At 57.7% G+C, this 21,482-nt stretch carries 20 protein-coding genes and 1 tRNA gene; 15 read left to right on the plus strand and 6 right to left on the minus strand.

Going from position 1 to position 21,482, the window contains the following annotated elements; translation table 11 throughout:
• Nucleotides 1-106 precede the first annotated feature (106 nt).
• The 15 genes from ftsH (at nt 107) to AACX99_RS19035 (ending at nt 15,638) form a co-directional block, all read left to right on the plus strand.
• Entirely contained in the window at nt 107-2,023 is a 1,917-nt protein-coding gene (gene ftsH / locus AACX99_RS18965) for an ATP-dependent zinc metalloprotease FtsH (protein ID WP_339413989.1), read from the plus strand.
• Nucleotides 2,024-2,031: 8 nt separating this feature from the next.
• The gene (folP, locus tag AACX99_RS18970) at nt 2,032-2,883 is read left to right on the plus strand and encodes a dihydropteroate synthase (RefSeq protein ID WP_339413990.1); all 852 of its coding nucleotides are present in this window, start codon (nt 2,032-2,034) and stop codon (nt 2,881-2,883) included.
• Between the two features lie 19 nt (nt 2,884-2,902).
• A complete protein-coding gene (gene glmM / locus AACX99_RS18975) occupies nt 2,903-4,240 on the plus strand; it encodes a phosphoglucosamine mutase (protein WP_339413991.1) in 1,338 nt (445 codons plus the stop codon).
• A gap of 65 nt (nt 4,241-4,305) precedes the next feature.
• A complete protein-coding gene (gene tpiA / locus AACX99_RS18980; RefSeq protein ID WP_339413992.1) occupies nt 4,306-5,061 on the plus strand; it encodes a triose-phosphate isomerase in 756 nt (251 codons plus the stop codon).
• Nucleotides 5,062-5,065: 4 nt separating this feature from the next.
• Nucleotides 5,066-5,449 carry a preprotein translocase subunit SecG gene (gene secG / locus AACX99_RS18985; protein ID WP_339413993.1) on the plus strand — a complete coding sequence of 128 codons (384 nt, stop codon included), beginning with the start codon at nt 5,066-5,068 and terminating at the stop codon, nt 5,447-5,449.
• A 33-nt stretch (nt 5,450-5,482) separates the two neighbouring features.
• Nucleotides 5,483-5,568, plus strand: a tRNA-Leu gene (locus tag AACX99_RS18990).
• 302 nt (nt 5,569-5,870) lie between these two features.
• On the plus strand, nt 5,871-6,332 hold the full coding sequence (gene rimP / locus AACX99_RS18995) for a ribosome maturation factor RimP (RefSeq protein WP_339413994.1): 462 nt from the start codon (nt 5,871-5,873) through the stop codon (nt 6,330-6,332).
• 67 nt (nt 6,333-6,399) lie between these two features.
• Nucleotides 6,400-7,881 carry a transcription termination factor NusA gene (gene nusA, locus AACX99_RS19000; RefSeq protein WP_305594383.1) on the plus strand — a complete coding sequence of 494 codons (1,482 nt, stop codon included), beginning with the start codon at nt 6,400-6,402 and terminating at the stop codon, nt 7,879-7,881.
• A gap of 27 nt (nt 7,882-7,908) precedes the next feature.
• Nucleotides 7,909-10,398, plus strand: a complete 2,490-nt coding sequence (gene infB, locus AACX99_RS19005) for a translation initiation factor IF-2 (RefSeq protein ID WP_339413995.1) — start codon at nt 7,909-7,911, stop codon at nt 10,396-10,398.
• A 251-nt stretch (nt 10,399-10,649) separates the two neighbouring features.
• Entirely contained in the window at nt 10,650-11,054 is a 405-nt protein-coding gene (rbfA, locus tag AACX99_RS19010) for a 30S ribosome-binding factor RbfA (protein WP_339413996.1), read from the plus strand.
• Nucleotides 11,055-11,058: 4 nt separating this feature from the next.
• The gene (gene truB / locus AACX99_RS19015; protein ID WP_339413997.1) at nt 11,059-11,976 is read left to right on the plus strand and encodes a tRNA pseudouridine(55) synthase TruB; all 918 of its coding nucleotides are present in this window, start codon (nt 11,059-11,061) and stop codon (nt 11,974-11,976) included.
• Between the two features lie 151 nt (nt 11,977-12,127).
• Nucleotides 12,128-12,397, plus strand: a complete 270-nt coding sequence (rpsO, locus tag AACX99_RS19020; RefSeq protein WP_275961681.1) for a 30S ribosomal protein S15 — start codon at nt 12,128-12,130, stop codon at nt 12,395-12,397.
• A gap of 212 nt (nt 12,398-12,609) precedes the next feature.
• Complete coding sequence (gene pnp, locus AACX99_RS19025; protein ID WP_339413998.1) at nt 12,610-14,715, plus strand: polyribonucleotide nucleotidyltransferase; 2,106 nt, start codon at nt 12,610-12,612, stop codon at nt 14,713-14,715.
• 294 nt (nt 14,716-15,009) lie between these two features.
• Nucleotides 15,010-15,378: a BON domain-containing protein gene (locus tag AACX99_RS19030; protein ID WP_339413999.1), complete on the plus strand. Its 369-nt coding sequence runs from the start codon at nt 15,010-15,012 to the stop codon at nt 15,376-15,378.
• A 62-nt stretch (nt 15,379-15,440) separates the two neighbouring features.
• The gene (locus tag AACX99_RS19035; RefSeq protein WP_339414000.1) at nt 15,441-15,638 is read left to right on the plus strand and encodes a CsbD family protein; all 198 of its coding nucleotides are present in this window, start codon (nt 15,441-15,443) and stop codon (nt 15,636-15,638) included.
• A gap of 181 nt (nt 15,639-15,819) precedes the next feature.
• Here AACX99_RS19035 and AACX99_RS19040 read toward each other — a convergent pair whose 3' ends face one another.
• From AACX99_RS19040 to AACX99_RS19065, 6 genes are all read right to left on the minus strand, one after another.
• Nucleotides 15,820-16,110 carry a DUF2845 domain-containing protein gene (locus AACX99_RS19040; protein WP_339414001.1) on the minus strand — a complete coding sequence of 97 codons (291 nt, stop codon included), beginning with the start codon at nt 16,108-16,110 and terminating at the stop codon, nt 15,820-15,822.
• A gap of 44 nt (nt 16,111-16,154) precedes the next feature.
• The gene (locus tag AACX99_RS19045) at nt 16,155-16,454 is read right to left on the minus strand and encodes a DUF2845 domain-containing protein (RefSeq protein ID WP_339414002.1); all 300 of its coding nucleotides are present in this window, start codon (nt 16,452-16,454) and stop codon (nt 16,155-16,157) included.
• 3 nt (nt 16,455-16,457) lie between these two features.
• Entirely contained in the window at nt 16,458-16,754 is a 297-nt protein-coding gene (locus AACX99_RS19050; protein ID WP_339414003.1) for a DUF2845 domain-containing protein, read from the minus strand.
• A 10-nt stretch (nt 16,755-16,764) separates the two neighbouring features.
• Nucleotides 16,765-19,776 carry a DUF748 domain-containing protein gene (locus AACX99_RS19055; protein WP_339414004.1) on the minus strand — a complete coding sequence of 1,004 codons (3,012 nt, stop codon included), beginning with the start codon at nt 19,774-19,776 and terminating at the stop codon, nt 16,765-16,767.
• A 101-nt stretch (nt 19,777-19,877) separates the two neighbouring features.
• A complete protein-coding gene (locus AACX99_RS19060) occupies nt 19,878-20,894 on the minus strand; it encodes a class I SAM-dependent rRNA methyltransferase (RefSeq protein WP_339414005.1) in 1,017 nt (338 codons plus the stop codon).
• A 120-nt stretch (nt 20,895-21,014) separates the two neighbouring features.
• Nucleotides 21,015-21,467: a phage infection protein gene (locus AACX99_RS19065; RefSeq protein ID WP_339414006.1), complete on the minus strand. Its 453-nt coding sequence runs from the start codon at nt 21,465-21,467 to the stop codon at nt 21,015-21,017.
• Nucleotides 21,468-21,482: the final 15 nt, after the last annotated feature.

Below are 21,482 nucleotides of genomic sequence, written 5' to 3' on the forward strand. Positions count from 1 at the left end.
GCCAGGGGTGGGCGTTGTGTAGTAAGTTAGATCGGTACATAACTGGTCGTCATGCGAAGCGCGCTTCGACACGGGGCCTGCTTCAGAGGGTAGCTAATTGAACGACATGGCAAAGAATCTGGTCCTGTGGCTGATCATCGCCGCCGTCTTGGTGACGGTGATGAACAATTTTTCCAGCCCGACTGAGTCGAATAAACTCAACTATTCGCAGTTTATCCAGCAGGTTCAGGATGGCGGCGTTAAGCGGGTGACGGTGGATGGCTTCATCATCAGCGGTACCCGTACTGATGGTTCCTCGTTCGAGACGGTGCGTCCTGCGATTCAGGACAACGGCCTGATCAAGGACCTGATGGACAACAACGTCGAGATCGTCGGTAAGCAGCCTGAGCAACAGAGCATATGGACTCAATTGCTGGTGGCCAGCTTCCCGATTCTGGTGATTATCGCCGTGTTCATGTTCTTTATGCGCCAGATGCAAGGTGGCGCAGGCGGCAAAGGCGGGCCGATGAGTTTCGGTAAGAGCAAGGCGCGCCTGCTCTCGGAAGATCAGGTCAAGACCACCTTCGCTGACGTCGCCGGTTGCGACGAAGCCAAGGAGGAAGTCAGCGAGCTGGTCGAGTTTCTGCGTGATCCGGGCAAATTCCAGCGCCTTGGCGGGCGCATCCCGCGTGGCGTGCTAATGGTTGGCTCGCCAGGTACCGGTAAAACCTTGCTGGCCAAGGCTGTTGCTGGCGAAGCCAAGGTGCCGTTCTTCACCATTTCCGGTTCGGACTTCGTTGAAATGTTCGTTGGTGTCGGTGCGTCCCGGGTGCGCGACATGTTCGAGCAAGCTAAGAAGCACGCGCCGTGCATCATCTTTATCGACGAAATCGACGCCGTGGGTCGCCATCGTGGCGCTGGCATGGGCGGTGGTCACGACGAGCGTGAGCAGACTCTCAACCAGTTGCTGGTTGAGATGGACGGCTTCGAAATGAACGATGGCATCATCGTGATTGCCGCCACCAACCGTCCTGACGTGCTTGACCCTGCATTGCTGCGCCCAGGTCGTTTCGACCGCCAGGTCGTGGTTGGCTTGCCGGATATCCGTGGCCGTGAGCAGATTCTCAAAGTACACATGCGCAAAGTGCCGATGGGCGAAGACGTTGCCCCTGCGGTGATTGCGCGCGGTACGCCGGGGTTCTCCGGTGCCGACCTGGCTAACCTGGTCAACGAGGCTTCGCTGTTCGCTGCCCGTTCGGGTAAGCGCGTCGTCGAGATGAAAGAGTTCGAGCTGGCTAAAGACAAGATCATGATGGGCGCCGAGCGCAAGACTATGGTCATGTCGGACAAGGAAAAGCTCAACACCGCATTCCACGAAGCCGGCCACGCGATTGTCGGGCGCTTGGTGCCTGAGCATGATCCGGTCTACAAGGTGTCGATCATCCCGCGCGGTCGTGCTCTGGGCGTGACCATGTTCCTACCCGAGGAAGATCGTTACAGTCTTAGCAAGCGTGCGCTGACCAGTCAGATCTGCTCGTTGTTTGGTGGTCGTATCGCCGAAGAAATGACTCTGGGCTTCGATGGAGTCACCACTGGTGCGTCCAACGACATCATGCGCGCCACCCAGTTGGCCAAGAACATGGTCACCAAGTGGGGTTTGTCGGAAAAACTCGGCCCGCTGATGTATGCAGAAGAAGAGGGTGAGGTTTTCCTCGGCCGTAGCATGGGCAGTAACCAGAGCAACGTCTCTGCCGACACCGCCAAGCTGATCGATCAGGAAGTGCGCAGCATCATTGATGAGTGTTATGGCACAGCCAAACGCCTGCTGCTGGAAAATCGCGACAAGCTCGATGCTATGGCCGAAGCGCTGATGAAGTACGAAACCATCGATGCCGAGCAAATCGAAGACATCATGAATGGTCTCGCGCCGCGTGAGCCGAAAGGCTGGCAAGGCGGTGACGACAACAACGGTACGCCGACGGCACCTGTTGAAGTCGCTGAGTCCAAAGAGAAGCCAATTGGTGGTCCAGCCGCCGAGCTTTAGGGTTCTCCATGTCTGTAGCGCCAACCTTTGACCGGCTGCCCTGTGGCAGCCGGTTTCTTGATTTAAGCCGTCCGCAAGTGATGGGTATCCTCAACGTTACTCCTGACTCGTTTTCCGATGGTGGGCGCTATGGTCAGCGTGATGCGGCCTTGCGCCATGCCGAAGCGATGCTGCGGGCGGGGGCGACGCTGATTGATGTCGGTGGTGAGTCGACGCGACCCGGTGCTCGTGCGGTATCTCCGGTTGAGGAGTTGGAGCGGGTTGCGCCCATCGTTGAGGCCATCGCGCGCGAGTTGGATGTGATCATCTCGGTGGATACCTCAACACCAGCAGTCATCCGCGAAACTGCAAGGCTGGGCGCTGGCTTAATCAACGATGTGCGTTCGCTGCAGCGCGACGGCGCCCTGGATGCGGCGGCGGATAGTGGCTTGCCGGTGTGCCTGATGCATATGCGCGGCGAGCCCACCACCATGCAGCAAAATCCCCAATACCCTGATGTCGTGGCAGAAGTGCGTGAGTTTTTGCTGGATCGGCTGGCTGCCTGTGAGGCGGCAGGGATTGGCGCTGAACGCATCATTCTTGATCCGGGGTTTGGATTTGCGAAAACCCTTGAGCACAATCTGTCGCTGTTCAAACATCTGCCTGCGTTGCATGCGTTGGGGCGACCTTTGCTGGTCGGGGTGTCGCGCAAGAGTATGATCGGTAAGGTGTTGGGGCATGAAGTGGGCGAGCGCCTCTATGGCAGCCTGGCCTTGGCAGCGCTGGCGTTGAGCAAAGGTGCGCACATCCTGCGGGTCCACGACGTGGCGCAAACGGTTGATGTAGTACGGATGATCGCTGCGGTTGAAGCGGCCGAATAAGTTAGAAAGGAATTGTGGGATGGGTAGAAAATATTTCGGTACTGACGGTATTCGTGGGCGTGTCGGTGACTTCCCCATAACCCCGGAATTCATGCTCAAGCTCGGCTGGGCGGCCGGGATGGCGTTTCGCAAGCAGGGTAAGTGCCGCATTCTGATCGGCAAAGACACGCGCATCTCCGGTTATATGTTCGAGTCTGCCCTGGAGGCGGGTCTGTCTGCAGCAGGTGCCGATGTAATGCTGCTCGGCCCGATGCCGACGCCGGCAATCGCCTATCTGACCCGTACTTTTCATGCTGAGGCCGGAATTGTTATCAGCGCCTCGCACAATCCGCATCACGACAATGGCATTAAGTTCTTCTCGGGGCAGGGCACCAAGCTGCCGGATGAGATCGAGCTGATGATCGAAGAACTGCTTGATCAACCGATGACTGTGGTGGATTCCGAGCAGTTGGGCAAAGTCTCGCGGATCAATGATGCCGCCGGCCGCTATATCGAATTCTGTAAGAGCAGCGTACCGAGCAGCACCGACTTTGCCGGCTTGAAAGTTGTTGTCGATTGCGCTCACGGTGCGGCGTATAAGGTGGCGCCAAGCGTATTTCGTGAATTGGGTGCGGAGGTGACCGTACTGTCGGCGCAGCCCAATGGCTTGAATATCAATGACAACTGCGGCTCGACCCACGTCGAGGCGCTGCAGGCTGAAGTGCTGGCGCAGCAGGCCGATCTGGGGATCGCCTTCGATGGTGACGCGGATCGCGTGCTGATGGTCGATCACTCCGGTGCGGTGGTTGATGGCGATGAGTTGCTGTTTATCATCGCCCGTGACCTGCTGGAGCGCGGCAAGCTGCAGGGCGGGGTGGTTGGTACGCTGATGAGCAATCTCGGGCTGGAGCTGGCCCTGGCTGATCTTGGCATTCTGTTTGTCCGCGCCAAGGTCGGCGACCGTTATGTGATTGCCGAGTTGTTGTCGCGCAACTGGCAGCTGGGCGGGGAAAACTCTGGCCATCTGGTGTGTTTCCAGCACACCACCACGGGGGATGCGATCATTGCTGCGTTGCAGGTGCTGATGGCGCTTAAGCGCCGCGGGCAGACCCTGGGCGAGGCGCGGTTGGGTATGCAGAAGTGCCCACAGGTGCTGATCAATGTGCGTTTTGCTGGCGGTGTTGATCCGTTGGAACATCCGGCTGTACAGCAGGCTAGCGCGCGGGTGACCGAGCAAATGGCCGGACGGGGTCGGGTGCTGCTGCGTAAGTCCGGCACCGAGCCGTTGGTGCGGGTTATGGTCGAAGGCGACGATGAAGGCCAGGTGCGCGGCTATGCCGATGAATTGGCTAAAGTTGTTGCGGATGTATGTGCTTGATTCGGCTTGCCAGTCGGGTAGCTGTTGGGTAACATCTGCGCCCTCTTTGACCGACGAGGTAAAGCATGCGTCGCCCAATGGTTGCTGGTAACTGGAAAATGCACGGTACCCGCGCCAGCGTTGCAGAGCTGATCAACGGTCTCACTCAGCAGGTATTGCCTGCTGATGTGGATATAGCGGTTTTCCCGTCTTGTTTGCATCTCTGTCAGGTGGTTGATGGTCTGGCAGGCAAGGCTGTTGCGGTAGGTGCGCAAGATTGCGCAACAGAGGCGCAACAAGGTGCTTTGACTGGCGAAGTGGCGGCAAGTCAGTTGCATGACGCGAGCTGTTCGCTGGTGCTGGTCGGTCACTCCGAGCGTAGATCGCTGCTGGGTGAGGGTGATGAGATTGTGGCGCGCAAATTTGCGGCTGCGCAGTCTTCAGGTCTGCTTCCGGTGCTGTGTGTTGGTGAAACCCTAGCTCAGCGTGAGGCGGGGCAAACACTTGAGGTGGTTGCTGCGCAGTTGTCTGCGGTGGTTGATGCTTTGGGTGTTGAGGTGTTTGCCGATGCAGTCATTGCCTATGAGCCAGTTTGGGCCATTGGTACTGGTCTGACGGCATCGCCAGAGCAAGCGCAGGAAGTGCATGCGGCAATTCGCGCGCAGTTGGCGGCGAAAAGCGCTGAGTTGGCGGGCAAGGTAAGGATTCTTTATGGCGGCAGTGTCAAGGCCGCCAGTGCAGCCGAGTTGTTCGGTATGCCGGATATCGATGGGGGGCTTGTAGGTGGAGCCTCTCTGAATGCGGATGAGTTCGGTGCGATCTGTCGCGCCGCAGGAAGCTAAAGAAATGCTGGAAACAGTTATCGTTGTTCTTCATCTGCTGGGTGCTATCGGTGTTGTTGCGCTGGTTCTGCTGCAGCAGGGTAAAGGTGCTGATGCAGGCGCTTCTTTTGGTGCTGGTGCTTCATCTACCGTTTTCGGTAGTCAAGGAACTACTACCTTTTTGAGTCGCGTTACTGCTATACTTGCCACCGCTTTTTTCATGACTAGCTTGGGCTTAGGCTACTTTGCTAAAGAAAAAGCTGATGGTATGGCTCAGGTTGGTTTGCCTGATCCGGCAGTTCTGGAAGTGCAACAGGCTAAGCCAGCTGTTGAAGATGTACCTGTTCTTGATGCAGCTAAGCCGGCTACTGAAGCGGCGGACGTACCTCAGGCTCCTGAGCAGCAGTAATACGCAGTAGGTTGTACGCAGTAAATGATTTTTGCCGAGGTGGTGGAATTGGTAGACACGCTACCTTGAGGTGGTAGTGGCCATAGGCTGTAGGGGTTCGAGTCCCCTTCTCGGTACCAATTTTCAAAAAGGCCCGCTCGATGCGGGCCTTTTTGTTGCTGGAGTGTCGATTGACCCTGCTTAAGGTTCAGTCGTATAATCCGGCCCCAGCTTTGATGTGGGATTGAGCAGCAAGGTCGCTCCTCGGATGTTTAATCCGAAGCTGGCTGGGTAAAACCAGCCCCCCGCATTGAGTTGCAGAGGAGCCCCTTTTAAGGGGCTTTTTGCTAGCTGGGCGACAGCTTTGCCGGCCTTTAGAGGGCGGTTTGATGATGGGCGATTCGCCCATTTTTTATTTTTACAGCATGCGCGAGGGGTTCAGGTGTCGAGCAAGCTAGAACAGTTGCAGGCCTTGGTGGCCCCGGTAGTCGAGGCTCTTGGCTACGAATGCTGGGGTGTCGAGTTCCTGTCACAAGGGCGGCATTCTCTGCTGCGAATTTATATTGATAAACAGCCTGACGGCGTGTTGATCGAAGACTGTGAAGTTGTCAGTCGGCAGATCAGTGGTGTTCTCGATGTCGAGGACCCGATCAGTGCCGAGTACACCCTTGAGGTGTCCTCGCCAGGTATGGATCGGCCGCTGTTCACCCTTGAACAGTTCGCCAGTCATGCCGGTGAGCAAGTGAAGATCAAGCTGCGTTCGCCTTTTGAAGGTCGACGCAACTTCCAGGGCCTTCTGCGCGGTGTGGAAGAGCAGGACGTGGTAGTGCAGGTGGATGACCACGAGTTCCTGTTGCCGATCGACATGATCGACAAGGCCAACATTATCCCCAGGTTTGATTGAGACGCGGATCCCCCGCAAGTGGCGCGGATAGCGCGGATCCAATGGATTGCGAAAGGCGAGGCGTACGATGAGCAAAGAAGTACTGCTGGTTGTTGAGTCGGTATCCAACGAAAAGGGCGTACCGGCTAGCGTAATTTTTGAAGCGCTGGAGCTGGCTTTGGCCACTGCTACCAAGAAGCGTTTTGAAGATGAAGTCGAGTTGCGTGTGGCGATCAATCGTCAGACCGGCAACTACGAGACATTCCGCTGCTGGACAGTGGTTGAAGAAGCTGACTTTGATGATCCTGCACACCAGGTCACCACTGACATGCCGCGTGCAGTTGAAGCCAATGCAAAAGTTGGTGAAGTGCTGGAAGAGAAGATCGACTCCATCGAGTTCGGTCGTATTGCCGCGCAAACCGCCAAGCAAGTGATTGTGCAGAAAGTTCGCGAAGCTGAGCGTGCTCAGGTGGTCGAGGCTTATCGCGAGCGTCTGGGTGAAATCATCTCCGGCACCGTGAAGAAAGTTACCCGTGACAGCGTGATCGTTGATCTGGGTAACAACGCAGAAGCCATGCTGGCTCGCGAAGACATCATCTCCCGCGAAACCTTCCGTGTCGGTGTGCGCCTGCGTGCCCTGCTCAAGGAAATCCGCACCGAGAACCGCGGTCCGCAGCTGATCCTCTCGCGCACCGCGCCGGAAATGCTGATTGAGTTGTTCCGCATCGAAGTGCCGGAAATTGCCGAAGAGCTTATTGAAGTCATGGGCGCGTCCCGTGATCCAGGTTCGCGCGCCAAGCTGGCCGTGCGTTCCAAAGACAAGCGTATCGACCCGCAGGGTGCCTGTATCGGTATGCGCGGTTCGCGCGTGCAGGCGGTCTCCGGTGAGTTGGCGGGTGAGCGTGTGGATATCGTGCTGTGGGATGACAATCCTGCGCAGTTCGTAATCAACGCCATGTCGCCTGCTGAAGTGGCCGCCATTATTGTTGACGAAGATGCCCACGCCATGGACATCGCCGTTGGCGCAGACAACCTTGCTCAGGCCATTGGCCGCGGCGGTCAGAACGTGCGTTTGGCCAGTCAGCTGACTGGTTGGACCCTCAACGTGATGACCGAGGCGGACATTCAGGCCAAGCAGCAAGCGGAAACAGGCGACATCCTGCAGCGCTTTATCGACGAGCTGGAAGTCGATGAAGAGCTGGCCCAGGTGTTGGTCGAAGAGGGCTTCACCAGCCTTGAAGAAATTGCCTACGTACCGATGGAAGAAATGCTCAGCATTGATGGCTTTGACGAGGATATCGTCAACGAGCTCCGCGCCCGTGCCAAAGATCGCCTGCTGACTAAAGCCATCGCCAACGAGGAAAAGCTGGCAGATGCCCACCCAGCCGAAGACTTGCTCTCGCTTGAGGGGATGGATAAGGCGCTTGCGCATGAACTGGCAGTGCGCGGCGTTGTTAACCGCGAAGACCTGGCCGAGCAGTCGATTGATGACCTGCTCGACATCGACGGTATCGACGCTGAGCGAGCCGGCAAGTTGATCATGGCCGCCCGAGCCCATTGGTTCGAGTAAGCAGTTGCGGCCTGAGGAGAGAAATGCATGACGCAAGTCACGGTTAAAGAACTGGCCCAAGTGGTCAATACGCCGGTTGAACGCCTGCTCCAGCAAATGAGTGAGGCTGGTTTGCCGCACAAGAGTGCTGAGCAAGCGGTGACCGACAGCGAGAAGCAGGCCCTGTTGGCCCATCTCAAGAGCAGTCACGGCGACAGCAAGACAGAAGAGCCGCGCAAGATTACCTTGCAGCGCAAAACTACCAGCACCCTTCGAGTTGCCGGTAGCAAGACCATCAGCGTTGAAGTGCGCAAGAAGAAAACCTTCGTCAAGCGCAGCGCTGAAGAAATCGAAGCTGAAAAGCAGCGTGAGCTGGCTGAGCAGCGTGCTGTAGCTGAAGCTGCCAAGGCAAAGGCTGATGAAGAAGCCAAGCGCCGCGCCGCTGAAGAAGCACAGCGTCCAGCGGCAGTTGCTGGTGAGGCGGTCGTTGAAGAGGCCCCGGCTGCAGCAGTTGAGTTGCCGGTAGTGGCTGCTCCTGCGGCAGACGAGCGTAAGAAGGACGAGCCGCGTCGTCCGGACAAGGCGCGTAACGATGATGCCGATCGTCGTGGTGGTGAGCGCAAGACCACCCAGCATCGTCCGACCGTCAAGGAAAAAGCTCCTGCACCACGTGTTGCCCCGCGCACTATCGACGAGGAAAGCGATAGCTTCCGTCGTGGCGGTCGTGGCAAGGCCAAGCTGAAGAAGCGTAATGCTCACGGCTTCCAGAGCCCAACAGGTCCGATCGTGCGTGAAGTGAAGATTGGCGAGACCATCACTGTGGGCGATCTGGCCCAGCAGATGTCGGTCAAGGCTGCTGAAATCATCAAGTTCATGTTCAAGCTGGGTACACCTGCGACCATCAACCAGGTTCTGGATCAGGAAACTGCCCAGCTGGTTGCTGAGGAGTTAGGTCACAAGGTCACCCTGGTCAGCGACACGGCTTTGGAAGACTCCCTGGCTGAATCGTTGAAGTTCGAAGGCGAGACCTTTGCTCGTGCGCCGGTTGTTACCGTAATGGGTCACGTTGACCACGGTAAAACCTCGTTGCTCGACTACATTCGGCGCGCCAAGGTTGCTGCTGGCGAGGCTGGTGGCATCACCCAGCACATCGGTGCCTACCACGTAGAAACCGACCGCGGCATGGTCACCTTCCTCGACACCCCTGGCCACGCCGCGTTTACCGCGATGCGTGCCCGTGGTGCCAAGGCGACTGACATCGTGATTCTGGTAGTTGCAGCGGACGACGGCGTGATGCCGCAAACCATTGAAGCTGTTCAGCACGCTAAGGCGGCTGGTGTGCCGCTAGTGGTCGCGGTGAACAAGATCGATAAGCCGGGTGCTGATCTCGATCGTATCCGTAGCGAATTGTCTGTGCACGGCGTGACTTCGGAAGAGTGGGGTGGTGATACACCGTTCGTCTCCGTGTCGGCAAAAGCCGGTACTGGTGTCGATGACCTGCTCGAAGCTGTACTGCTGCAAGCCGAAGTTCTTGAGCTGAAAGCTACGCCGTCAGCTCCGGGTCGTGGTGTGGTGGTTGAGTCGCGCTTGGATAAAGGCCGCGGTCCAGTTGCTACCGTACTCGTTCAAGACGGTACCCTGCGCCAAGGCGACATGGTGTTGATCGGTTCCAACTACGGCCGTATTCGCGCCATGCTCGATGAAAACGGTAAGCCGATTAAAGAAGCTGGCCCGTCGATTCCAGTCGAGATTCTTGGCTTGGATGGCACGCCGGAAGCTGGCGATGACATGAGCGTGCTGGCTGACGAGAAGAAGGCCCGCGAAGTCGCGCTGTTCCGTCAAGGCAAGTTCCGCGAAGTGAAACTGGCCCGTGCTCACGCTGGCAAGCTGGAAAACATCTTCGAGAACATGGGCCAGGAAGAGAAGAAGACGCTCAATATCGTCCTCAAATCTGACGTCCGTGGTTCCTTGGAAGCACTGCAGGGCTCGCTCGGCGGCCTGGGTAACGATGAAGTGCAAGTGCGTGTGGTCGGTGGCGGCGTCGGTGGTATCACCGAATCCGATGCCAACCTGGCGCTGGCCTCCAACGCTGTACTGTTCGGCTTCAACGTGCGTGCCGATGCTGGCGCCCGCAAGATCGTCGAGCAGGAAGGTCTGGATATGCGTTATTACAACGTGATCTACGACATTATTGAAGACGTCAAGAAAGCCCTGACCGGCATGCTCGGCAGCGATGTTCGCGAGAACATCCTCGGTATCGCCGAAGTGCGTGACGTGTTCCGTTCGCCGAAGTTCGGTGCGATTGCCGGTTGTATGGTGGTCGAGGGTACGGTTCACCGTAACCGTCCGATCCGTGTACTGCGCGATGACGTGGTGATCTTCGAAGGCGAGCTGGAATCCCTGCGTCGCTTCAAAGACGATGCCTCCGAAGTGCGTAATGGCATGGAGTGCGGTATCGGCGTGAAGAGCTACAACGACGTCAAGGTCGGCGACAAGATCGAAGTGTTCGAGAAAGTCCAAGTGGCTCGTAGCCTGTAAGAATCTGTTTCGGGTTCAAGCGAGCTAGAGCGAGACAAGGCAAAAATGGCCTAGGAAGCGGAGTTTACGAATTGTAAATGAGCATCCGAGGCCATTTTTAACGCAGTATCGCCGACGCGCAGCTGATCCGAGACTGGTTCTAAGCACGAGTCGCAATATGCAGCGCCCGGCCCCGCTTTTGCGCGGCCGGGCGTTTGCCGCTTTTAGGTCCGCTGCTTTATCGAGCAGCGTGACGAGTGAAGGTAGTAGAAATGGCCAAAGAATTTAGCCGGGCCCAGCGCATCGGCGACCAGATACAGCGCGAATTGGCGCAGTTGATCCGCCTGGAAGTCAAAGACCCGCGTCTGGGTGGTTTGGTGACCGTGACGGCAGTGGAGGTCAGCCGTGACTCCAGCCACGCCAAGGTGTTCGTCACCATCATGGGTAACGAGCCTGAAGAGGGTGTCGATCCCGTCGTGCAGAGTCTCAAGGTGCTCAACGATGCCAGCGGTTTCCTGCGCATGCAGTTGGGTAAGGCGATGAAGCTGCGCAGCGTGCCGAACCTGCGTTTCCATTACGACGAAAGCGTGATTCGCGGTGCGCAGCTGTCGGCGCTGATCGAGCGGGCAGTCAGCGAAGACCGTCAGCACGGTGATGACCCCGAGGCCAAGGAGTAAGCGCGTGGCCCAGGTCAAACGTATTCGTCGTGCCGTCGATGGCATCATTCTGCTGGATAAGCCCAAAGGCTTTAGCTCCAACGCGGCGCTGCAAAAGGTGCGTTGGTTACTCAATGCCGAGAAGGCCGGGCACACCGGCAGTCTCGATCCCTTGGCAACTGGCGTGTTGCCGCTGTGCTTCGGCGAGGCGACCAAGTTCTCCCAGTACCTGCTGGATGCCGACAAGGGCTACGAAACTCTGATGCAGTTGGGCGTCACTACCACCACCGCCGATGCTGAAGGCGAAGTGCTGGAGCGTCGCCCGGTGACCGTTGGTCGCGCCGATATCGAAGCGGTTTTGCCCGGTTTTCGTGGTGAAATCAGCCAGATACCGCCGATGTACTCGGCGCTCAAACGCGACGGCCAGCCACTTTACAAGCTGGCTCGTGCTGGTGAAATAGTGGAGCGCGAGCCGCGTTCTGTTACTATTGCGCGCCTGGAATTATTGGGCTGTGAGGCGGAGCAGGCGCGCCTGGCGGTCGATTGCAGCAAAGGCACCTATATCCGTACCCTGGTCGAAGACATTGGCCACCTGCTGGGTTGTGGTGCACACGTTGCAGAGCTGCGCAGAACCAAAGCCGGTCCCTTCGACTTGAGCCGCACCGTAACGCTCGAAGAGCTGGAGCGGGTGCATGGCGAAGGTGGCTGTGAGGCGGTTGACCAGTTCCTGCAACCGGTCGACAGCGGTCTGCAACACTGGCCGCTGCTGCAGTTCTCCGAGCACAGTTCGTTTTACTGGCTGCAAGGGCAGCCGGTACGCGCCCCGGAAGCGCCGAAGTTCGGCATGGTTCGGGTGCAAGATCACAACGGTCGCTTTATCGGTATCGGTGAAGTGAGTGAAGACGGGCGCATAGCGCCGCGTCGTTTGATTCGGTCGGCATGACCGTAGCGTAGACAAGGGGTTTCGGCTCTGGTCTGCGTGTATCGAGGGTGGCTGTTAATAGGCACGGTCATACCTCACTTAAAAACACGGGAAGCGATTCCCGGCCTATTGCGACTGTTTCGGCAGTTGCCTAACTGAGAGGATTGCCCACATGGCACTCAGCGTTGAAGAAAAAGCCCAGATCGTAACTGACTACCAGCAAGCTGCTGGCGACACCGGTAGCCCGGAAGTGCAAGTTGCACTGCTGTCCGCCAACATCAACAAGCTGCAAGGCCACTTCAAGGCCAACGGTAAAGACCACCACTCGCGTCGTGGCCTGATCCGTATGGTTAACCAGCGTCGTAAGCTGCTGGATTACCTGAAGGGTAAGGATGTTAGTCGTTACAGCGCCCTGATCGGTCGCCTGGGTCTGCGTCGCTAAGCAATGCTTACGCGTAGCTGACTGCCGAAGCTGGAAGTGGGGTTCACCCCTGCTTCCAGCTTTTGCTTTTCTGCTTTAGCTGTTTTGGACGATAGCGGGTCCGATTCCCGTAACCGCCCGCACATTCTGCAAGACCCGTTTGTTCACGTTGCAGTGATAGAACGGTTGCAAGAACCGCTTTCCCCAAGGGCAACAAAGAGAAGGAAAACACCGTGAACCCGGTAATCAAGAAGTTCCAGTTCGGTCAATCGACCGTTACCCTCGAGACAGGCCGTATCGCCCGTCAAGCCTCCGGCGCAGTGCTGGTCACCGTTGACGACGACGTCGCCGTACTGGTCGCCGTAACCGGCGCCAAGACTGCCGACCCAAGCAAAGGCTTTTTCCCGCTGTCCGTGCATTACCAGGAAAAAACCTACGCAGCCGGCAAGATTCCAGGCGGTTTCTTCAAGCGTGAGGCCCGTCCTTCCGAGAAAGAAACCCTGACCTCGCGCCTGATCGATCGTCCGATCCGTCCGCTGTTCCCAGAAGGTTTCCAGAACGAAGTGCAGGTTATCTGCACCGTGATATCCACCAGCAAGAAAACCGATCCGGACATCGCTGCGATGATCGGTACCTCGGCTGCCCTGGCCATTTCCGGCATTCCGTTCAACGGCCCAATCGGTGCTGCGCGCGTTGCCTTCCATCCGGAAACTGGCTACCTGCTGAACCCGAACTATGAGCAGCTCAAGGCTTCCAGCCTGGACATGGTCGTAGCTGGTACTAAAGACGCCGTACTGATGGTTGAGTCGGAAGCCAAAGAGCTGACCGAAGACCAGATGCTGGGCGCCGTGCTGTTCGCCCACGACGAGTTCCAGGTTGTCATCGACGCGGTTGCCGAGCTGGCTGCTGAAGCCGCCAAGCCTACGTGGGACTGGCAGCCGAAGGCCGAGAATACTGCACTGCTGAGCGCTATTCGTGGCGAGTTCGGTGATGCCATCTCCCAGGCTTACACCATCACCGTTAAGCACGAGCGTTATGCCCGTCTGGGTGAGCTGCGCAATGAAATCGTTGCCAAGTTCGCAGGTGAAGAAGGCCAGCCTTCGGCTGGTGAAGTTAAAGAAATCTTTGGCGAAATCGAATACCGTACCGTGCGCGAGAACATCGTTAACGGTAAGCCGCGTATCGATGGCCGTGACACCCGTACCGTACGCGGCCTGAACATCGAAGTGGGTGTGCTGGACAAGACCCACGGTTCGGCGCTGTTCACCCGTGGTGAAACCCAGGCGCTGGTCGTTGCCACCCTCGGTACCGCGCGTGACGCTCAGCTGCTCGACACTCTTGAAGGCGAGCGTAAAGACCCCTTTATGCTGCACTACAACTTCCCACCGTACTCGGTTGGTGAGTGTGGTCGTATGGGCGCTACTGGCCGCCGCGAAATCGGTCACGGCCGTCTGGCTCGTCGCTCCATCGCTGCCATGCTGCCGGCTGCTGACGTATTCCCGTACACCATTCGTGTGGTTTCGGAAATCACCGAGTCCAACGGTTCCAGCTCCATGGCTTCCGTTTGTGGTGCTTCCCTGGCTCTGATGGACGCTGGTGTGCCGATGAAGGCGCCGGTTGCAGGTATTGCCATGGGGCTGGTTAAGGAAGGCGAGAAGTTTGCTGTTCTGACCGACATCCTTGGCGACGAAGATCACCTGGGTGACATGGACTTCAAGGTTGCAGGTACCGCTAACGGCGTTACTGCTCTGCAGATGGACATCAAGATCCAGGGCATCACCGAAGAAATCATGGAAATCGCTCTGGGCCAAGCCCTGGAAGCGCGCCTGAATATCCTCGGCCAGATGAACCAGGTTATCGCTACCTCGCGCACCGAGTTGTCGGCAAACGCCCCAACCATGATTGCGATGAAGATCGACCAGGACAAAATTCGCGACGTGATCGGCAAAGGTGGCGCGACCATCCGCGCGATCTGCGAAGAAACCAAGGCCTCGATCGATATCGAAGACGACGGTTCGATCAAGATCTTCGGCGAAACCAAGGAAGCGGCCGAGGCTGCGCGTCAGCGCGTACTGGGCATCACCGCGGAAGCTGAGATCGGCAAGATCTACGTCGGTAAGGTTGAGCGCATCGTCGACTTCGGTGCATTCGTCAACATCCTGCCGGGCAAAGACGGTCTGGTGCACATCTCCATGCTGAGCGACGCTCGTGTTGAGAAGGTGACTGACATTCTTAAAGAAGGTCAGGAAGTTGAAGTTTTGGTGCTGGACGTGGACAACCGCGGCCGTATCAAGCTGTCGATCAAGGATGTTGCAGCTGCAAAAGCGTCGGGCGTTTAATCGTCCGGTTGCTTCGCAACTATATAAGAGAGCCCTTCGGGGCTCTTTTTTTTGCCTGAGAAAAGACTGCTATGTCTGGCCATGGTGTGGCTCAAGAGTGTCGTGCAATATGCCTTGCAGAGTTGCCTCCAGCATGCAAGTTGCACGAGGGTTATAACTTTTATTTTAAATTAACTTATTGATTTATAAAGAATATTTTTTAAAAGAAAATTGGCACAGCACTTGCGATATTACTGGGGAGGCTGCAGCTTGTAGAGGCTTGCAGATTACTAGTAGACGCAGGAGGCATTACCCATGAAAAAGCCAATCAAGCATTTCGCCGTAACCGCCATGACAGCAACCGCTCTGGGCCTGCTACTTACCGGGCCGGTAATGGCTGCCGATGCCCCGTCCGTACAGCCAATTATGCTGGCAGCCAGTGAAGCGGTGGATAACGCGGAAGATGCGGTAAGCGATACTTGGATTACCAGCAAAGTGAAGTCGACCTTTCTGGCAGACAGCAAGCTGAGCGGTATCGATATCAAAGTTGAAACCAACAAAGGCGTAGTTACCCTGTCAGGCGTTGTCGCCAATGACGAGGAGCACGATCTGGCTGTAGCTAAGGCCAAAGAAATCAAAGGTGTAACTGCAGTATCTGCTGAAGCGTTGAAAACTGCAGATTAAACCCATGCCCTGAGCGAGCTCGCACAAGAGCTCTCCGTCCCTACTATTACGAGGATTGAGCGATGAATAGCGACGTAATTAAAGGCAAATGGAAGCAACTCAACGGCCGCATTAAGGAGCGTTGGGGCAATCTGACTGACGATGACTTGGATGTCGCCGAAGGCCATACCGAGTATCTAACCGGCAAACTCCAAGAGCGTTATGGCTGGAGTAAGGAAAAGGCTCAGGAAGAGCTGCGTGATTTCAGCAGCAAGCTGTAATCAGGCGTAAAAAAGCCCCGCAGGTAATGCCTGCGGGGCTTTTTAGTAGGCGCTTGCAACGCCACTACCTTGTAAGGCTGCGTTTAAAATCGCCCATTTACGGCTCTTAAACGCCGCTTTCATCTTGCGTTGGCTGCCTCGTTAGCGCTCTCAACTGCTGCCAATGGTTACTCGGCAGGTGTTAGCTGCCGCGTTTGCTTTCCACGCTCTTCAGCCGACCGCCTTCGAATCGCAGGTAGTAATTCATGCCGTTACGCGGGCCATAGACCCACTCTTCGACAAGAAACTCGTTATTGCCGTGGGCATCCAAGGTGTAGCCCAACATGTCGCGGGCTACCGGTTCGCCGCATTTACTGGAGACCTCTGTAGTTCGATCACCGGTGCTGGCGATGCCTTTCTCGCAGCGCAAGGTGCTTGCTTGGGCACTGGTTGCCAGCGCGAGCAGGGTGAGGCTGAGTGCTATCCGTTGCATGGTGCAATGTCCTTATCGTTGGATTGGGTGAGTGTTTTGTGTTGCTAGTTACGGCGTTTACTGTCGATCTTGATCAGTCGATTGCCTTGGAAACGCAGAAATTGGTACATGCCATTGCGCGGTCCGTATGACCACTCTTCGACCGCGACTTCATTGTAGAAACCATATTCATCCAGCACTTCGCGGTAGCCGAGAAAGTCACGGCTCAGTGGTTCGCCGCATTTGCTGCTGACTTCGCTGGTGGTGTCATCAAGGCTGACCAGCCCGCTGTCGCAGCGCAGGGTTGATGAGGCCTGTGCGTAGAGGGGCGTCAGTAATAGCAGGGCGCTAATCAGTGCTTTCATTGGTTAGTGGCTACGACGACGTTCGATGGCACGCAGGCGCGTGCCCTCGAAGGTAAGAATGCTCAGCATGCCGTTATCGGGACCATAGACCCATTCCTCGATCTGGTATTCGCGGCGCTCGTTCGGGCCGAGGGAGTAGCCGACTAAATCGCGAAAGGCCGGCTCACCGCATTTCTGCAGTACCTCGAAGCGCCTATCACCCAGGCTTACCAGTTGGCTGCCGCAACGTAACGTTTCGGCCTGGGCCAGGGACGATACCCCTACCAGGGTAAAGAGCAGCGTTGTTGCCAATATGCGCATATATGAAACCTTACTCGCTGCCGAGGTGCAGGGTGGTGGCGACGCGGCCATCGGCGCCAGCCTGTGCAATGTTGACATCCAGCAGGTAGATGCGTTCGGCGGCCAGACCGCCGCGCTCGACCAGATAGCTCTTTATTTCTGCTGCCCGTGCCTGAGCCAGCTGACGCTGTAGCAGTTTGCTCTGTGCCCAGGACTGCAGCACAGCGTCACGCATTTTCGCGCTGCGCACTTCATCTTCTAGTTCGGCCCATTCGGCCGGCGGTTGCTGCTTGAGGCGGGTGCGGTAGATGCCTTCGAGCAGCACCGCTTTGTCGTCATTCTCCACCACCAGTTCACTGGCTTCGGCAGGCACATCATCGCCACGGCGTTGCAGCATCTTGTACCAGGTGTTCTGGTATTCGCGCTCCAGGCGATCGTTAGCTAGTGGCGGGCCGTCGCTGCTCTGCGCGCTCATGCCTTCGACTTCCAAGCGCAGGGTTGGACGTTCCTTCAAGGCACTGGCCAGGGTATCCAGCGCCTTCTGTGCGTCATCGTTGAGCTCGCTGTTGCCGGCAGTAAAGTGCACCGTGCTTAGGTCGACATCGCTGCCGCCGCTGACCAGCCCGCCGATAAACTTGAACGGCGCCTGGGCCGCGCGCAGCACCAGATTGCGCAGGGTTTGCCAAACAATCGGCATCACGCTGAACTCCGGGCTGTTGAGGTTGCCCTGCACCGGCAGCTGAATTTCGATATTGCCTTTGGTGTCCTTGAGCAGGGCCACGGCCAGGCGGATCGGCAGATCCATGGCGTCCTTGCTGTCGACTTTCTCACCCAGTTGCAGGTCTTCCAGCAGCAGCTTGTTCGTGGCGTTCAGCTGGCCTTTTTCGATCTGGTAATGCAGATCAAGGTTGAGCCGCCCCTTGCGGATACGGAAGCCGGCGAACTTGCCGGAATAGGGCGTGAGGGTGGTCAGCTCGACGTTCTTGAAGCTGGTGGCGATATCCAGGCTGTTCATCGGGTCGAACGGGGTGAGCTGCCCCTTGATGCTGACCGGTGCGTACTTGTCGACTTTACCTTGGACGTCCACGCTGGCGGCCTTTGGGCTCTGGTTATCCAGGGTGCCGATCTGGCCATTGAGCTGACCAATCGCAGTGGCGAAATTGGGCCGTAGGCTGAAGTCGGCGAAGTTGGCTGAACCATTCTGGATGCTGATGCCGTCAATGCGGATTGGCAGCGGTTTCTCGGTCGGTACTTTGGCAGGCTCGGTGCTGGCCGGTTGAGGCACCATCAGGTCGTTGATATTGGTGCTCAGGTCTTCGTTGATGATAAAGCGCACATAGGGCTGTTGCAGCTTGACCTGGCTGATTGCCAGGCCCTTGCCGTGCTGGTAATCGAGCCCTTCTACCACGACCTGTTGCCACTTGAGGAAATCGCGGTCTTTGAGCGTGTCGAGGGTATGCAGCTGGTTGATCTCGGCGTGCCCGCCAATGCTGAAGGCCAGCGGCTCGATGCTTTGCAGGTCAACCGTCAGGTCGCTGCCGAGCTTGCCACTGCGCAGTTCCAGGCGCACGAAGGGGCTCAGGTAGGTCTGTGCCAGGCGCAGGTCGATATCGCGGGTGGCAACCTGCAACTTGGCCGTGGTCGGGGTCAGTTGCACCTGACCGTCGGCCTTGATCTGCCCGGTTTTGTTTACTCCGGTGTCGAGCTTGAGAGCGAAGGGCGAGGAGCCAAGGCTGTTGAAGTCGCTCAGATCGAGATTGAGTGGAGTGAGGTCGATTTTGACTTCCGCACCGCCGGCGCGGTCGGCCAGGTGCACCTGATAGTCGCGCAATTGCACGTCACGCAGGATGACTTGCCAAGGTTTGCTGGGCTCTTCCGGCTGGCCAGCAGTGGCGGTTTCCAGCTCCGCTGATTGTTGTGCTGTAGCCGGTTCAATTGGGTTCTTTACCGGCTCGGGTTCCGTCGCTATCGAGCCTGCGCCACCCTCATTTGGAGCTGGAGCTGGAGCTGGAGCTGGAGCTGGAGCCGGTTTAGCGGGTTGGCTGGCCAACAACTTTTGCCAGTCGAGCTGGCCATCGGCTTCGCGCGCGGCCCAGGTTTCCAGCTTTTGGCTACGAACCTTGCCGACTATGACTTGTTGCTTGACCAAGTCCACGCTGGCTTCGCTTATCTCCAGGCTTTCCAGGCGCAGCAGCGGTTTGTCAGTCGGGCTCTTGATGGCAAGGCTGCTGACGCTGAGCTGGGTGTTGCTCAGCAGCAGTTCGGTACCTTTGGCGAGATTTAGGCTGTAGTCGCTACTGAGGTTGACGGTGCCATCCTCCAGCACCAGTGGTACGGCGTCGCGCACGTAGGGCCACACGCCTTTTAGCTTGCCGTCAGTGACTTTCAGGCTGCCGCTGGAGCTGATCGGCACCAGGCCGATTTGCCCGACCCAGTCGATACGCCCGCCCTGGGGGCCAGTGGCGACCAGATTCATGTCGGCATTGTCGCCTTGCAGGGTGCTGAGGTTGTGCAGTTCGAAATTCAGATCGTCGTAGATAAACTCAATCGGCTCGCTGGGGCGCAGATCCTGAAAGTGCAGGTTGCCGCCATTTAGCTTGATCCGCGAAATACGCAGTGGGAACGGTTCGCCGGCCGGTTCTTCGTCCGCAGATTGCTGGATGGGCGGGACCTTGAACAGTTGGGACAGGTTGAGCCGGCCGTCCTTGCCGAACAGCACTTCACTGTGTGGCTGATCCAGCTCGATATCGGCTAGATGTAGTGCACCGCTCCATAGGCTGTCGAGTTGCAGATTGGCATACAGGCGTTCGAAGGCGATCTGCTGCTGGTCGGCTTCGCCAATCTGTAGGCCCCAGAGGCTGAGCTCCAGGCTGAATGGGTTGAGTTGCAGGCGCTGCAGCGTGGCGGGTACTTCGGCGTATTGAGCCAGCTGCTGGTTGGCGATGCGCAGGCCGATACCGGGCAGAATCAGAAAGCCCAGCAGGCTGTAAAGGGCAACGGCGATGGCAATGGCGCTGGCAGCGCGCTTGATTCCTTTAAGCATAAAAACGTCATCTATCCCGACGAGAAGTGCCTTGGAGTATGGCACGCGTGGGCAGTTCCGCAGAGGCTCTAGGTGGCGTTTTCCTTTGAATTGCCGGGGGGTCAGAAATGCAGGATCAGCGTCTTCAGTGGCGGTTGGCCGTCTTGAGAGGGGAAGTCGCCGGCTGGTGGCAGTACCTGGCAATCCCGCGCCGGACGTCCGAGTTTTTCCGCGCAGCGCAGCACCTGTTCGCGCCAATCGGCCATGGCGACTTTTGCCAGGTTATTGCAGCAGATCAGCACGCCATCATCGGCGGTGGCGAGGATCGCTGGCTTGAGCAAGCTCTGGTAATCGCGCAGCAGGTCGACCGTACCGAAAGCGCTCTTGGCCCAGGCGGGCGGGTCGAGCAGCACCACGTCGAACTGACGTTGCTCAAGGCGCGGATAATGCGGCAGCTTTTGCCCGCGCCGAGCGTTGATTGGCAGGCCGGCGAGTTGGCGGATCGCCGGGAAATAGTCCGACTGGACAAATTGCATGGGTGCCAGCTGCGGGTTGAGCTGACCATTCTCACGACCGACCGCCAGATTGCCTTCAGCAAAATCCAGATTGACGACTTCGCTGGCTCCGCCTGCGGCGGCGCTCAAACCGACGCCGCAGGTGTAGGCGAACAAATTGAGCACCGACTTGCCCCTGCTGTGAGCTTTGACCCAGCCACGGGCGTTGCGCAGGTCGAGAAACAGCAGCGGGTCTTGCCCGGCATGGCGGCCGCGTACGCGGTAATTAAGGCCCCACTCATGGCCGATCATATCTTCCAAAGCAGCAGGCTCGGCGTGGTAGACCGAATCAGTGCGGTCGATCCGCGAGTTGCCCTGGGAACGGTCGTTGTACACCAGTAGCAGTTGCGTGCCGAGGCTGGCCTGGCACTGCTTGGTTAGTTGCAGCAGTTCGTCGCGGTTCAGGCTCTGGTGGAAGCTCTGCACCAGCAATTGTGGGCCGTAACGGTCGATGGTCAGGCCGCCGGCACCTTCCTGGCTACCATGGAACAGGCGGTAACAATCTGTGCCTTGGCTATGCAGTTCGGCCAGCAGGTCTTGGCGGTTGAGCAGTGCGGCGCGCAGCGCCTGATCGAGAGAGGACATGCGCGGCGACTCGAAAATGGAGGGTGCGCAGTTTATCAAGATTCACCTGCGGGGACGCAGGGTCGGTAAAAACAGCAAGGGCACCCTAAGGTGCCCTTCAATTTGCGAGTAACTAGGTAATCAGACGATGCGGTTGACGCCGGTGCGGTCGGCACCATCAGCGGCTACGCGGTTGCCATCGGTGCGGTCTGCACCACCCTCGGCGATACGGTTGATGCTGGTACGGTCGAAGCCGTCGGCTGCGATACGGTTAGTACCAGTGCGATCAGCGCCGTCAGCAGCTACGCGGTTACGGCCGGTGCGATCAGCACCACCTTCGGCGATACGGTTGATGCTGGTACGGTCGAAGCCGTCGGCTGCGATACGGTTAGCACCAGTACGGTCAGCGCCGTCAGCAGCTACGCGGTTACGGCCGGTGCGATCAGCACCACCTTCGGCGATACGGTTGATGCTGGTACGGTCAAAACCGTCGGCGGCGATACGGTTGCTCAGGGTACGTTCGGCACCATCAGCAGCGAACACATTGCTGGTCAGGCTGGCGGCAAGCAGGGAAGCGATCAGGTACTTGTTCATCTGGGTGTCCTCGGA

Origin of the sequence: Pseudomonas sp. EA_35y_Pfl2_R5, from assembly GCF_963970805.1 — a bacterium.
GTDB lineage: Bacteria > Pseudomonadota > Gammaproteobacteria > Pseudomonadales > Pseudomonadaceae > Aquipseudomonas.